The organism is Arthrobacter sp. Soil_C_49, assembly GCF_057656635.1.
In genome coordinates this window covers 654313-667839 of record NZ_JBDGJZ010000001.1, presented here as the reverse complement: position 1 = coordinate 667839, position 13527 = coordinate 654313, and the positions used below count along the sequence as shown (strand labels likewise).

Annotated in this window: 9 protein-coding genes and 1 pseudogene; 4 read left to right on the top strand and 6 right to left on the bottom strand. The window is 66.3% G+C overall.

Going from position 1 to position 13527, the window contains the following annotated elements; genetic code table 11:
• The first annotated feature begins 19 nt into the window (after nucleotides 1-19).
• On the top strand, nucleotides 20-2410 hold the full coding sequence (locus AC3A4Z_RS03080) for a RelA/SpoT family protein (protein WP_498709961.1): 2391 nt from the start codon (nucleotides 20-22) through the stop codon (nucleotides 2408-2410).
• On the opposite strand, the gene AC3A4Z_RS03075 is transcribed toward AC3A4Z_RS03080, so the two are convergent.
• From AC3A4Z_RS03075 to AC3A4Z_RS03065, 3 genes are all read right to left on the bottom strand, one after another.
• Nucleotides 2291-3028 carry a type IV toxin-antitoxin system AbiEi family antitoxin gene (locus tag AC3A4Z_RS03075; RefSeq protein WP_498709960.1) on the bottom strand — a complete coding sequence of 246 codons (738 nt, stop codon included), beginning with the start codon at nucleotides 3026-3028 and terminating at the stop codon, nucleotides 2291-2293. The two genes, AC3A4Z_RS03080 and AC3A4Z_RS03075, sit on opposite strands and share 120 nt — an antisense overlap.
• Before the next feature lie 104 nt (nucleotides 3029-3132).
• Nucleotides 3133-4719, bottom strand: a complete 1587-nt coding sequence (locus tag AC3A4Z_RS03070; protein WP_498709959.1) for a DUF349 domain-containing protein — start codon at nucleotides 4717-4719, stop codon at nucleotides 3133-3135.
• Between the two features lie 67 nt (nucleotides 4720-4786).
• Nucleotides 4787-5593 (bottom strand): peptidylprolyl isomerase, encoded by an 807-nt coding sequence (locus AC3A4Z_RS03065; protein ID WP_498709958.1) that lies wholly within the window; start codon nucleotides 5591-5593, stop codon nucleotides 4787-4789.
• A gap of 224 nt (nucleotides 5594-5817) precedes the next feature.
• Between AC3A4Z_RS03065 and hisS the strand changes: the two genes are divergently transcribed.
• A complete protein-coding gene (gene hisS / locus AC3A4Z_RS03060; RefSeq protein ID WP_498709956.1) occupies nucleotides 5818-7188 on the top strand; it encodes a histidine--tRNA ligase in 1371 nt (456 codons plus the stop codon).
• Nucleotides 7189-7211: 23 nt separating this feature from the next.
• Here hisS and AC3A4Z_RS03055 read toward each other — a convergent pair.
• Together AC3A4Z_RS03055 and AC3A4Z_RS03050 are read right to left on the bottom strand one after the other, a co-directional pair.
• Nucleotides 7212-8571, bottom strand: a pseudogene (locus AC3A4Z_RS03055) (HNH endonuclease).
• A 248-nt stretch (nucleotides 8572-8819) separates the two neighbouring features.
• Nucleotides 8820-10058 carry an APC family permease gene (locus tag AC3A4Z_RS03050; protein WP_498709954.1) on the bottom strand — a complete coding sequence of 413 codons (1239 nt, stop codon included), beginning with the start codon at nucleotides 10056-10058 and terminating at the stop codon, nucleotides 8820-8822.
• A gap of 96 nt (nucleotides 10059-10154) precedes the next feature.
• On the opposite strand from AC3A4Z_RS03050, the gene aspS reads away from it, so the two are divergent.
• Nucleotides 10155-11933, top strand: coding sequence for an aspartate--tRNA ligase (gene aspS / locus AC3A4Z_RS03045; RefSeq protein WP_498709952.1), 1779 nt, complete (start codon nucleotides 10155-10157; stop codon nucleotides 11931-11933).
• A 75-nt stretch (nucleotides 11934-12008) separates the two neighbouring features.
• Nucleotides 12009-12797: a GNAT family N-acetyltransferase gene (locus tag AC3A4Z_RS03040; protein WP_498709951.1), complete on the top strand. Its 789-nt coding sequence runs from the start codon at nucleotides 12009-12011 to the stop codon at nucleotides 12795-12797.
• A 24-nt stretch (nucleotides 12798-12821) separates the two neighbouring features.
• On the opposite strand, the gene AC3A4Z_RS03035 is transcribed toward AC3A4Z_RS03040, so the two are convergent.
• Nucleotides 12822-13496 carry an acVLRF1 family peptidyl-tRNA hydrolase gene (locus AC3A4Z_RS03035; RefSeq protein WP_498709950.1) on the bottom strand — a complete coding sequence of 225 codons (675 nt, stop codon included), beginning with the start codon at nucleotides 13494-13496 and terminating at the stop codon, nucleotides 12822-12824.
• Nucleotides 13497-13527 lie beyond the last annotated feature (31 nt).

Sequence of the window (13527 nt, the reverse complement as noted above, 5' to 3'; positions counted from 1 at the left end):
GGTCATGAAGGGTGCTTCATTGGAAGAACGTTCTGCGTCGCTGCCGACAGCACAGGGAGATCAGGGTCCGGCCGGTGTGCAGACCGGGACGGCCGCTTCTGCGCGCGCAGGTTCGTTGGTCCCCGTGGACAACTCCGGTTCCCGCCCCACTTTTCCGGGCCGCCGGGAACGCACCAGGTCCCGGCTTGCCCGCCTGACCGGCCGGGGTACGGCCAACTATTCGCCCATCCTTGAGCCTTTGCTGAGGACGGTCCGGGCCAACAATCCCAAAGAGGATTTCGACCTCATCCAGCGTGCGTTCGACGTTGCAGAGCAGAGCCACCGCGGCCAGAAGCGCAAGAGCGGCGACCCGTACATCACCCACCCGGTGGCTGTGGCCACGATCCTCGCCGAGCTGGGCCTCAGCGGAACCACCTTGGCGGCCGCACTCCTGCACGACACCGTGGAGGACACCCCGTACACCCTCGCCGACCTGAAACGTGACTTCGGCCCGGAAGTTGCGATGCTTGTTGACGGGGTCACCAAGCTGGACAAGGTCAGTTTCGGCGAAGCGGCGCAGTCCGAGACAGTCCGCAAGATGGTCGTGGCCATGGCCAAGGACATCCGGGTGCTGATGATCAAACTCGCCGACCGGCTCCACAACGCCCGCACCTGGCGCTTCGTGTCTGCCGAATCATCGGCCCGCAAGGCCCGTGAAACCCTGGAAATCTTTGCCCCGCTGGCGCACCGGCTGGGCATGAACACCATCAAGTGGGAGCTGGAGGACCTGTCCTTCGCAGCCCTGTACCCCAAGGTGTACGAAGAGATCGTCCGCATGGTGGGGGACCGCACGCCCGAGCGGGAGAAGAGCCTCAGTGTCATCCGTGACCAGATCACCGAAGATCTGCGGACCGCAAAGATCAAGGCCACCATCACGGGCCGGCCCAAGCATTATTACTCGATCTACCAAAAGATGATTGTCCGCGACAAGGACTTCGACGACATCAACGACCTCATGGGTGTCCGTGTCCTGGTGGACTCCGTCCGTGACTGCTACGCCGCCCTCGGCACCATGCACTCGCGCTGGAACCCGCTGCCCGGCAGGTTCAAGGACTACATCGCGATGCCCAAGTTCAACATGTACCAGTCGCTGCACACCACGGTGATCGGTCCTGGCGGCAAGCCGGTGGAGATCCAGATCCGGACCCACGAAATGCACCGCCGCGCCGAGTACGGTGTTGCGGCGCACTGGAAGTACAAGGACCAGCCCAACCGCACCGCCGTTGGCCCCGGCAGCCCCCGCGACGGCGACATGGGCTGGCTCCGGTCCCTGGTGGACTGGCAGCAGGAGACGTCGGATCCGGGGGAGTTCCTCGATTCCCTGCGGTTCGAGATCAACGCGCGGGAGGTTTTCGTCTTCACCCCCAAGGGTGAGGTGATGGCCCTGCCCGCCGGATCCACTCCCGTGGACTTCGCCTACGCCGTCCACACCGAGGTGGGTCACCGGACCATCGGCGCCAGGGTCAACGGGAAGCTGGTTCCACTCAACAGCGAGTTGAATCACGGCGACTGGGTGGAGATCTTCACCTCCAAGGCCGAAGGAGCAGGCCCCAGCCAGGACTGGCAGCATTTCGTCAAGAGCGCCCGGGCCCGCAACAAGATCCGCCAGTGGTTCAGCAAGGAACGCCGCGAAGAGGCGATCGACCGCGGCAAGGAACTCCTCACCCGCGCCATGCGGAAGCAGAACCTTCCCCTGCAGCGACTGATGACGCATGAGGCGCTGGCCGCGGTGGCGGAGGATTTCAAGTACGTCGACATCTCCGGCCTGTACGCCGGCGTGGGTGACGGGCACACCTCGGCCCAGGCGGTCATGGAAAAGCTCGTCGAAAGCCTCGGCGGCAATGAGAGCGCCGACGACGACATCTCCGAAGTCAGCATCCCCACCCAGGTCACCAAGGCTCGCTTCTCCGATTCCGGTGTTGTGGTGCGCGGCGTCGGCGACGTCTGGGTGAAGCTGGCCCGCTGCTGTACGCCTGTTCCGCCGGACCCCATTCTCGGGTTCGTCACCAGGGGCTCGGGCGTATCCGTGCACAGGACGGACTGCACCAACATCTCCGACCTGAAGGATCAGCCGGACCGGATCGTTGACGTGGACTGGGCGCCCACACAGTCCAGCGTGTTCCTCGTGGAAATCCAGGTTGAGGCGCTGGACCGGAAATCGCTGCTCTCCGACGTCACGCGCGTGCTGTCCGAGAACCACGTCAACATCCTGGCCGCGAGCGTCCATACGTCCAGCGACCGGGTAGCCATCTCAAAGTTCGCCTTCGAGATGGGCGACCCCAAGTACCTCAACCACGTCCTGAGTGCTGTCCGCCGGATCGACGGTGTTTTCGACGTCTACCGCACCACGGGGAACAAGCGCCGGAGCTAGCTGCGCCAGCTTTTCCAGGGCTGCCCTCTTGTGGGGCACCCTGGGACTCGCTTCCACGGCGAGAATCAGCAACCGCAGGCGCACATCGTTCTGCGGGCGTGCCAGCAAACTATCCAACGTGGGGATGGCCCGCTCCGCGTCCACATGCAGGGCGATATCCAGCGCAGTGCGCAGGGGACTGGAGACCATCAGGCCGCCCAGGCTGACAACGTCAAAGGGCCCGAGCTTGACCTCATGCAGGCTGCACCCCCTGGTGTTCCGGAGGCTCGAAACCCGCCGCTTGGTATCCACCAAAAGTGCCAAACGGTCCGGCTCGGCCGCACAGCCATAGATCCAGGCCGCCGTCATCCGCCCGGCCACCACCCGCTGGCGGACGGCCGCCGGAACCGCCCCGGCTGCGGCTCGTGCCCGGAGTTGCGGGGTGGCAGGGGTTCCGGGCAGTGCGTAACCGTGCTGATGGAACCGGGTCAGCAGGCCGTCCGCGGCCAGCGACTGAAGCTCCGGGAGGGCAAACGGCATGCCCGGAGCATAGAGCTCGGGAAAGCGCGGCAGCGGTTCTGCCCTGGAGGATGAATCCGCGCCGTGGGCGGCGGCGGGAGTTGCCGATGGTGTCGCCATCCACCCATCCTGCCGCGCCCACGTTAACTGGCACAGGCCCGGTTCCGGTTATGTGGATAACCGGAACCGGGCCTGCAGTGCAACAGCCTGGGAGTAAAAGACGGTCAGGTCAGTTCGCTGGCCGACCGCTGGATCTGGTCGAGCCAGGCCTGGCGCGCTTCGAGGGCTTCCTGGGCAGCCTTGATCCGGCGCTGGTCGCCCGTCTTCTCAGCCTTGGCAAGGTCTTCCTGGAGCCCCGCGATGGCGGATTCCAACTGCGAAAGTGCGCTGTTGGTGCGTGCCTTGCGCTCCGGGTTGGAGCGCTGCCACTGCTCTTCCTCGGCGTGGCGGACTGCGTCCTCCACCTTCCGCAAGCCTGCTTCGACGCGTCCCATGTCCGCGCGAGGAACCTTGCCGGCCTCTTCCCAGCGGTCCCGGATGGACTGCAGGGCCTTCTTGGCAGCTGCCAGGTCCTTCACCGGGAGAATGGCGTTGGCTTCGGTCAGGAGGGCTTCCTTGACCGTGAGGTTCGAGGCGTACTCCTGGTCGATCTCGTCATTTGCTGCCTGGCGGGCAGTAAAGAAGGCATCCTGGGCGGCGCGGAACCGGGCCCAGAGGGCGTCGTCGTCCTTGCGGCTGGCCCGCGGGGAGGCCTTCCACTGGTCCATCAGGCGGCGGTACTCGCCGGCGGCGAATCCCCAGTCGGTGGAGGTGGACAGTGCTTCGGCCTCGGTGATCAGCTTCTCCTTGGCGGACTTGGCAGCTGAGTTGTTGCTGTCCAGCTGTGAGAAGTAGGCGCGGCGGTGACGGTCGAAAACGGTGCGGGCGGCACGGAACCGCTTCCACAGGGCGTCCTCGTTGCTCCGGCCCAGGCGGACTCCGCTCTTCTGGGCCGCCTTCCAGGTCTCGAACAGTTCGTTCATCCGGGCACTGGAGGTCTTCCACTGTGTCTGGGCGGGATCCTGGCCGGAGATTTCCTCGGCTTCGGCCACGATCGCCTCGCGGGCAGCGAGCTCGGAGGCGCGGGCGGCGTCGTGCTCCGCCTTCTCCGCCTTTTCGAGTTCAACAATCTGCGTTGACAACGCATCGAGGCGGGCCTCTGCAGACCGGAGGTCGCCCACCATGTTGCGCTCGGCGAGCTGCTCGCGCAGGTGGGTGACGGTCTTTTGCATGTCGGTGCTGGGGGCCCTGGAGCTGACGCGCTGTTCGAGCAGCACAATCTGGGCCACCACGTCGTCGTACTTCCGCGCGAAGTAAGCCAGCGCCTCGTCGTCGCTGACACCCGGGTACTGGCCCACGGGGTGCTCGGCGCCGTCGATGTTCAAAAAGACGTGTCCATCCCCTTCAACGCGGCCCCACTTCGAGGCTTCTGCCAGCGATGTTGCCGGCGCTGCGGGTGCCGGAGCTGCGGCAGGCGCGGCGGCAGGCTTGGGACGGGAAGCGAAGGCGGCCGGAGAGGGAGCCGGACGGGGTGCCGGTGCCGGGGCGCTGGTTTCCGGGGTTGTGCCGGCCGGGGAAGGGTCTGCCGTCGCATTCGCGTCCGAGGCTGTACCCTCCTCGGCAACGCTCCCGGTGGCGGTGCTTTCGGGGGCCTCTTCCACGGGAGCTTCCGCTTCCGGGGTGCTGGCTGCAACTGAAACTTCCTCGGAGGCGGGGGCCGCCGTCCCGGTCAGGTCTGTTGCTGTTTCGTCGGATTTCTGACTGTCTGTCACCGCTAAAAGTCTTTCGCTTGGAGGGAAATACTCAGGTCCTGCACCGCAGCCTCCGGGGCCCGGCTTCCTACTTCAGAGAAAACGAGTCTATCGTGACTGGTTCCACAGGTGCGCCGTCTGTGTCGCTGCTGCCCGGCGTGACCCCGGCTGCAGCAATATTCGACACCACATCAAGGCCGGAAGTCACTCTTCCCACGACGGTGTAGCCCCCGGCGCTGTCCGCCGGAATGACCGTGTCCTTGTACACAATGAAGAACTGTTTCCCGTTTCCGAACGCGTTGTTCCCCGTGCGGGCCACAGCGATGGTTCCGGCCGGATAGGTATTGTCCGCGGGTGTGTTCTCCAGGGGCCCCCACGTGTAGCTTGGGTCGCCCTGCCCGTCAGGACCGGATGCGCCGCATTGAAGCAGCCCGAACGTCTCACCTGTGGTGAGGCGATGGCAGGACTTGGCACTGAAGTAGCCTTCGTCGCTGAGCGACTTGAAAACAGCGGCGGCCTGCGGTGCTTTCGTCCCGTCCAGCTCCACAGCCAGCGGGCTGCCGTTCAGGACCAGGTTTCCGGTGAAGGTCTTTCCGGCAGCCGTTTCCGCGGCAGGAATGTTGGGACCGTTGGTCGCTTGTGCTGACGGGCTCGCAGATGCGGAAGGGCTGGACAGCCCTGCCTCGGCGGCAGCAAACTCCTCCTCGGTGGGATTGCCGGCAAAGGCGGTCAATTGGAGGACGACGGCGAGCAGCACGGCGGCGGTTCCGGCACCGGCGGCGATCATGTTGTCGCGCTTTCGCCGCTTCTCCTGGTCCCGGCGCAGCTCGCGCTTGGCTTCCATCTGCTGAATGCGCCGCTTTGCTTCGCGGGCACTGCGTGAACTGGCCGCCAAGGGTCCTCCTTATTGTCGGGCTGCTGCGCCGCGCGGCACGGGCCGCCGGCGCAGGTGTCTGACGGCCGAGCCCTCGCTTCCGCTGCATTAGAGATGCTGGCGGATGACGCATAAACTGACTGCCGCACATAGTTTATGCATGACTGGCTGGACTGCCGCCGTTCCGGGCCCGTTTCGGGCCGCGCAAGTCCCAGGCACCCTTAACAAAGAGGAGAAAATCCACCATGGCACGCACCGCCTCCCTGTCCGGATTCCCTGAGTGGCTTCCCGAGGAGCGGCTGGTGGAGCTGCATGTGCTGGACACGCTGCGCCGGGTATTCGAGCTGCACGGGTTCGCTTCCATTGAAACGCGGGCGGTTGAAACCGTGGGGCAGCTGCTTCGCAAGGGTGAAATCGACAAGGAAGTGTACGGTCTCAGCCGGCTCCAGGAGGACGAGAGCGAGAACCCCGTTAAGGGCGGCAAAGCTGATCCTCACGCCCTTGCACTCCACTTTGACCTGACTGTTCCGTTTGCACGCTATGTGGTGGAGAACGCCGGCTACCTCGCTTTCCCGTTCCGCCGCTACCAGATCCAGAAGGTCTGGCGCGGTGAGCGGCCCCAGGAGGGCCGCGCCCGTGAATTCACCCAGGCGGATATCGACGTGGTGGGCGACGGCGAACTGCCGTTCCGCTACGACGTCGAAATCGCCCTGGTCATTGCAGAGGCCCTCAGCGCCCTCCCCATCCCCGACTTCAGGCTGCGGGTCAACAACCGCAAGCTCGCCGAGGGTTTCTACCGCGGCATCGGCCTGGACGATACTGCCGGTGTACTGCGCAGCATCGACAAACTTGAGAAGATCGGTCCCGCGAAAGTCGCCGGGCTGCTGAAGGCTGAACTCGGAGCAACCGACCAACAGGCGCAGAAAGCACTGGAGCTGGCGGGAATCCGCACCGAGGACACCTCCTTTGTGGAACAGGTGCGGGCCTTGGGCGTCAGCAATGAGCTGCTCGAGGAAGGCCTGAGCGAACTGGAACAGGTCATCGAGGCCGCTGTTCAGCGCGCTCCCGGCAAGGTGCTGGCCGACCTCAGCATCGCCCGCGGCCTGGACTACTACACCGGTACCGTGGTGGAAACTGTTTTGGTGGGCCACGAGCAGCTTGGGTCCATCTGCTCCGGCGGCCGCTACGACGCGCTGGCCTCCAAGGGTAACCGGAAGTTCCCCGGAGTTGGCCTCTCGATCGGCGTTACCCGGCTGGTGTCCCGCATCCTCAGCCAGGACCTGGCCAAGGCGTCCCGGTCCGTTCCCACCGCCGTGCTTGTCGCCCTGAGCAATGATGAGAGCTGGAGCGCCGCACAGGACGTCGCAGCCCAGCTCCGCAGCCGCGGAATAGCCACGGAAGTGGCAGCGAAGGCTGAGAAATTCGGCAAGCAGATCAAATTCGCCGACCGCCGCGGCATCCCCTTCGTATGGTTCACCGACGACAACGGCACCCACCAGGTCAAGGACATCCGCACCGGTGAGCAGGTAGTGGCATTCCCCGAAACCTGGACCCCGCCGGCGGAGGATTTGGCTGTCCAGGTCGTGTCAACAGCCCCGGTGGCTTCCGCAGTCTAGGGCTGCTCCCTGATGCGCTGCCGCTACCTAGGCAGCGCTTCCTGGAAGTGGGCGCGTTTGAGGGCATTGCGTTGCCTGGCTTCAGCGCGACGTGGCCTTGGCCGCATTACTGCTGTGGCAGGCAGGCCAACCGCAACGGTTCGAAGTAGGGGGCCGTTGGCTACCGGCGTTCCCGGCAAGGGCGGCGAGGTGGACCTGTAGGTGTGGCCGGTGGGTGTCCTTGTTTCGGCTGAATGCCTTTGACCTGGTCTGGTAACCGTCTTTGCGGTCCAGCCTGGTGTTTCTTTGGTGTGGTTGCAGGCTTCGCAGAGGCCTTGGCCGTTGGTGCCGGCGGTTGGTCCGTCGTTGTGCCAGGGAATGATGTGGTCCAGGTGGCGGATGGGCGCGTCGCAGTAGGGGGTGCGGCAGGTGTCGTCCCGTACCTGGATGAACCGGCGGAGTCCCGGCGGGAAGAGCCGGGCTTTGGAGTCCATTGCGACGAGCTCCCCGCTGGTGGGGGCGGTGTAGAGCCGGCGGAGCCAAGCCTGAAGCTCGGAATCATCCGCGAAGTGCCCAGGTCCAGCGTCTGTCATCAGTTCGCCCTTGAGGGCTTTTCGGGCCCATTCGCCGGGGATGATGCCGTAGCCGGTGAGGCGGGCGGGTTCGCTGTGGCCTTGGAAGAGGGTGCGGTCGGTCATGACGAGTTGGAGGTTGATGCCGGTGTAGCCGCCCGGGGTGCCGGTGACGCATTCCACGAGCCGATCGGCCATGATGGCACTCTTGGGCCGCTCATCGCCCGAAGACCTCAAGGCATCGGCGTGCCTGGTCAGCGCCGCCGAAAACGGCGACCCCCTGGGCCACCGGAAGGAGAGCGGTCAGCCGGGTCATGGTGTCCGGAGCCGGCCGGAGGGTCACGGTCCGTTCATTCACGGCATGGCTGGCCCGCCTGGCGACTGAGTGCGGGTCCCGCCGGTATGCGGCGGCCCGCACGGCGGCGTTGATGGCCCGGTCCCCGCAATGAGCCAGGGACCCGGTGTCCGCCGCGATCTCTTCATCCACAGCGGCCCGGTCCTCAACCGACAGGCAGGCCGTTTCCCTCACCACCAGGGTGGCCCGCCACTCGTTCAGCTGGCCCGATTCCAGCGCCGCGAACGTGTGGGGCATCTCAGCCAGGGCTTTCCCCAGACCCAGCAGCCTGCTCCCACGGGACGGGGACTCCCGACGCGCCAACGCGATTTCCGCGCCCACCCCGGCACCGAGCTCATCCGCCGGCACACCCGCGGCGGCCTGTTCCCGCCGGACGCCAAGATCGTAGGCCACGGCGATACGGGCCTGCTTCGCCGCGGCAGCGGACTTCACGTCCTCCAGCTCCCGCATCTGGTCAATCTTTCCCGGCCCGTCCATAGCGATTGGGACAGCAGCCAGCCATTCAAGGACATCAGCAACAGAAGGAACAGCACGGTTTTCCACCGCGACTGCCCCTGCCAACCCTTGAATCGCTTCCATAACCAAAGTCTTCCAAGGGGCCCCGCTAACGGCACGAACCCACCGGCCCTATGGAATAGCCGGGGACATCAGCCTCAGGGCTTGAGGACGGCGGCCGTTCCGCTACAAGCGGCAAGGCCGCCGTCGGACGCTATGCGGGCGGTGCGCTAACGGCGGAAGCGCAGCACCAGCCAGCGGCCCGCCACACCTAAGGCAAGAACCGCCGTCATGGTCAGCACGGAGGCTGCAGGCAGGGTGAAGGCCAGGAAAAGGCAGCCCAGGAAGCCGACGGCGTTCAACCACTGTGGCGCGTACCCGGGGTGGACGTTCAGCGTGAACGCAGAGGCATTCGCCACCGCGTAATACAGCAGCACGCCGAAACTGGAAAAGCCCACCACTGTCATAACGTCCGTGGTCAGCAGGAGCAGGATCACGACGGCGGCGACTGTCAGCTCTGCAACATACGGCACCGTGTGCTTGCCGCCGATCCTGGCCAACGGGCGGGGAAGGTCCCGCTCCCGGGCCATGGCCAGCGTGGTACGGCCCACGCCCGTGATGAGGGCGAGAAGAGCACCCAGGCACGCGGCCGCCGCGCCAGCCTGCACCGCCGGCGCGCCCGCCGCAAACTGCGACTGCAGCACGGCCTCCAACAGCGGCGTCCTCGTCGCCGCAAGCTGCCCACCGGGCAGGTGGTTCAGGAGCAGCAGCGCCAGGGCCAGGTAGATGGCGAAGGCCGAAGCCAGGGCGCCAAGGATGGCCCGGGGGATTGAGCGGGCAGGGTCCTTCACTTCCTCACCCAGGGTGGCGATCCTCGCGTACCCGGCGAAGGCGAAAAACAGCAGGCCGGCGGCAGGCAGCACTCCGCCGGAGCTGCCAGGGGCAGCCGTGCCGTCAGGGGACGGGTGCGGCCCCACCAGCGCGGCTGCCGCAACAAACACCAGGGTGGCCAGCACCACGCACAGCAGTATCCGGGTCAACAGGGCAGTCCGGGTGATTCCCAGCAGGTTCACCACGGTGAGCGCCACAACCGCCGCCACGGCCACCGGCACAGCGTAGCTTCCTGCCACATAGCTGCCGAAGGTCAGCGCCATCGCCGCGCAGGATGCGGTCTTCCCGGTGACAAAACCCCAGCCCGCGAGGAATCCCGGCCACTCACCGAGCTGTTCCCGGCCGTAAACATAGGTGCCGCCGCTGGTGGGATATTTTGCGGCCAGCGCCGCAGACGCCACCGCATTGCAATACGCCACCGCCCCCGCGATGATCACCGAAACCAGCAGCAGGTTTCCGGCCAGCGCGGCGGCGGGTGCGAAGACCACGAAGACGCCGGCGCCCAGCATGGAGCCGAGGCCGATGGTGGTGGCGTCGAAGGTGCCAAGCCTGCGTTGCAGCTGCTGGTGTTCGCTCATGCGGCGGTAGTCCCTGGGTAGCGGGTAAACTCGAACGGGATCGTTCCCGGATCGATCCTATTTAACTTCCCACTGTTTCCCGCAGAAAGGCGTGCTGTGCTGCGCACACATGACCTCGGATCCCTTCGTTCCGAGCACATTGGACAGACCGTAACCCTCGCTGGCTGGGTGGGCCGCCGTCGTGATCATGGTGGTGTGGCCTTCGTTGACCTGCGCGATGCTTCCGGCGTGGCCCAGGTTGTAGTCCGCGAGGAAGAAGTGTTCCACGGCCTGCGCAACGAGTATGTCCTGCAGATCATCGGCACGGTGTCCAAGCGGCCCGAGGGCAACGAGAACCCTGCCCTGGCCACCGGCGAGATCGAGGTGATGGCCGAGAAGGTGGTTATCCTCAACACCTCCGATCCGCTCCCGTTCCAGATCGACGAGCACGTTGAAGTGGGCGAGGAAGCACGCCTGAAGCACCGTTACCTGGACCTTCGCCGCCCCGGCCCCGCCCGCAACCTGCGGCTGCGCTCCGAAGCCAACCGGGTTGCCCGTGAACTGCTGCACCGGGACGGCTTCGTTGAGGTGGAAACGCCTACGCTGACCCGGTCCACGCCCGAAGGCGCCCGCGACTTCGTGGTCCCCGCACGCCTGGCACCGGGTTCGTGGTACGCGCTGCCGCAGTCGCCGCAGCTGTTCAAACAGCTCCTGCAGGTGGGCGGCTTCGAAAAGTACTACCAGATTGCGCGCTGCTACCGCGATGAGGACTTCCGTGCCGACCGGCAGCCCGAGTTCACCCAGCTCGACATCGAAGCCAGCTTTGTGGAGCAGGACGACATCATTTCCCTGGGCGAGAACATCGTCAAGGCACTGTGGAAGCTCATCGACGTCGAAATTCCGACCCCCATCCAGCGGATCACCTACCACGACGCCATGGCGCGCTTCGGTTCGGACAAGCCGGACCTCCGCTTCGGCGTGGAGCTTACCGAACTGACAGAATTCTTCAAGGACACCAACTTCGGTGTCTTCAAGGCGCCCTACGTGGGCGCTGTGGTGATGCCCGGCGGTGCTTCGCAGCCGCGCCGCACCCTGGACGGCTGGCAGGAATTCGCCAAGCAGCGCGGCCACAAGGGCCTGGCCTACGTTCTCTTCAAAGAAGACGGCGAGCTGGCGGGACCCGTCGCCAAAAACCTGACGGACACCGAGCGCGCCGGACTGGCGGATGCCGTAGGCGCCAAGCCCGGTGACTGCATTTTCTTCGCCGCAGGCGAGAAGTCATCCGCCCGCGCCTTGCTGGGTGCGGCACGCGTGGAGATCGGCCACCGCACCGGCCTGATCAACCCCAACGACTGGGCCTTCTGCTGGGTTGTCGACGCGCCGATGTTCGAGCCGGCAGCAGCAGCCGTTGCCTCGGGCGATGTGGCCGTCGGCGCCGGTCAGTGGACCGCCGTCCACCACGCCTTCACCTCACCCAAGCCCGAGTTCATGGACAGCTTCGACACGGACCCGGAGTCAGCGCTGGCCTACGCCTACGACATCGTCTGCAACGGCAACGAAATCGGCGGCGGTTCCATCCGTATCCACCAGAGCGACATCCAGGAACGGGTGTTCGAAGTGATGGGCCTTTCGCACGAGGACGCCCAGGAAAAGTTCGGCTTCCTGCTTGAGGGCTTCAAGTACGGCGCACCCCCGCACGGCGGCATCGCCTTCGGCTGGGACCGCGTGGTGGCGCTCCTATCCGGCGTGGACTCGATCCGCGACGTCATTGCCTTCCCCAAGACCGGCAACGGCTACGACCCGCTGACGGCTGCCCCGGCCCCGATCACGCCGCAGCAGCGCAAGGAAGCCGGCGTTGACTTCAAGCCGGAGGCCAAGCCGGCCGACGGCAAGTAAAAGCTTCAACCCGTTTGACCCGGAGGCTCTCCCGCAAGGGAGGGCCTTCGGGCTTAACCGCAGAGGAGAGGAACCATGCAGCCCAATCTTTTGGGTCAGCAGGCGTGCGCCTATGAGCCCCTGCTGGATGCCGCGTGGCCAGCCCCGGAGCGGTTCGACACGGGGGAGTGGGTCTTCCGGGCCGCGGAAGGGGTGACCCAGCGGGCCAACTCCGTCTGGCCGCGGAACACCGCCAAAGCGCCCGTGGACGCGCTGCGCGGGGCGGTGCAGTGGTACCGGGAACGGCGCCTTCCCCTGATTTTCCAGGTTACGGACACGCCGGCCAATGCAGAGCTCAATGCCGTCCTCGACGGACAGGGCTTCACGCGGCAGTCGGAGACGCTCATCATGGCCAGGACCGCCGGCGCAGAACCCCTGCGTTCACTGGCCGCTGGTGCTCCGGTGGAGATCAGCGACCGGCCCGACGACGAATGGCTGGCCCTGTGGTGGAGCGTGGACGGCCGGGGCGGCACAGCAGAGCTGGAGACGGCGCGTGCCATCCTCACCGGCTGCCCGTCACTGTACGCCCTTGTGAGGGACGACGACGGCCGGCCTGCCGCCGTCGGACGCCTCGCCATGGTGGAGGGAACCGGCGGCGTGTACTGCATGGCCACGTCCCCGGCGCACCGCCGGCGCGGGTACGCTTCGATGGTGCTGCAGGCGCTCCTGTCCGGGGGTAATGCGCGCGGGCTGGACCACTTTTGGTTGCTGGTGACAGCCGCGAACCAGGGTGCGCAGCAGTTGTACGGCCAGGCAGGCTTTAGGGAGTCGGGGCGTTACCTCTACCGCCAGCAGCGGCCGCGCCGGGCACTGACGGGCTGCTGACCCGTCCCCGGCTCCTGGTCCTGCCTATGCGGGAGGGTCGGTGACCTGGACCCGCACCGCGCACGCGTCGGCGGCAGCTTTCCGCAGCACCGCTGTTTTGGGATCCGGGACGTCAAGGTAGGCCAGCCGTGGTAGTCCGGCATAGTCCTTCAGGGACGGGTGCTGGAGGACGATGCCTGCCAGGGCCCTGTCGCCGCCGGGAACCACGTATTCGAAGGGCTCGCCGGCAAACACCCGCAGCGCCTGTTCCGCAACGGCATCAACCAGCGCGTCGGCCTGGTTTGACCGGCGCCGCGCGAACCTCTGCTGCGACTGGCCGCCGGCGGCGGTCCGCGACTGCACATAAGTCGAACCCACCTTGGAAGCCAGCGGTGTTCCCTCACTCACCACCGCCACGCCATATCCGCCCCGGCGCACCAGCAACAGTCCACAACGGCGCGGCTGGGAGGCGAGCGACGCCAGCCGCTCCAGGGCGTCCGCACCACGTCCCGGGCGGCCGTCCGCCGGCCACGGCGCCTGGAGGAGCGCTTCGGCGCCGTCGGACGCCAGAAGGTGCAGCCCGTCGTCGTCATCCTTCAGCTGGAACCCGCCATGGGCAGCCCCGAACCTTTCCGCCCAGCCGGCCAGGCGGCCGCCCGGGACAAACGCGGTCCGGACGGACGGCGTGCGCTGTCCTCCGGCGGAAGTGCGTGCGGGCATGGGGCGTCCTTCGCTGGTCGGCGGCTTCGGC

Coding starts and splice junctions, on each gene's coding strand:
- AC3A4Z_RS03075 (WP_498709960.1), bottom strand. CDS start 3,028: ATGGCGACACCATCGGCAACTCCCGCCGCCGCCCACGGCGCGGATTCA.
- hisS (WP_498709956.1), top strand. CDS start 5,818: ATGGCACGCACCGCCTCCCTGTCCGGATTCCCTGAGTGGCTTCCCGAG.
- AC3A4Z_RS03050 (WP_498709954.1), bottom strand. CDS start 10,058: ATGAGCGAACACCAGCAGCTGCAACGCAGGCTTGGCACCTTCGACGCC.
- AC3A4Z_RS03040 (WP_498709951.1), top strand. CDS start 12,009: ATGCAGCCCAATCTTTTGGGTCAGCAGGCGTGCGCCTATGAGCCCCTG.
- AC3A4Z_RS03035 (WP_498709950.1), bottom strand. CDS start 13,496: ATGCCCGCACGCACTTCCGCCGGAGGACAGCGCACGCCGTCCGTCCGG.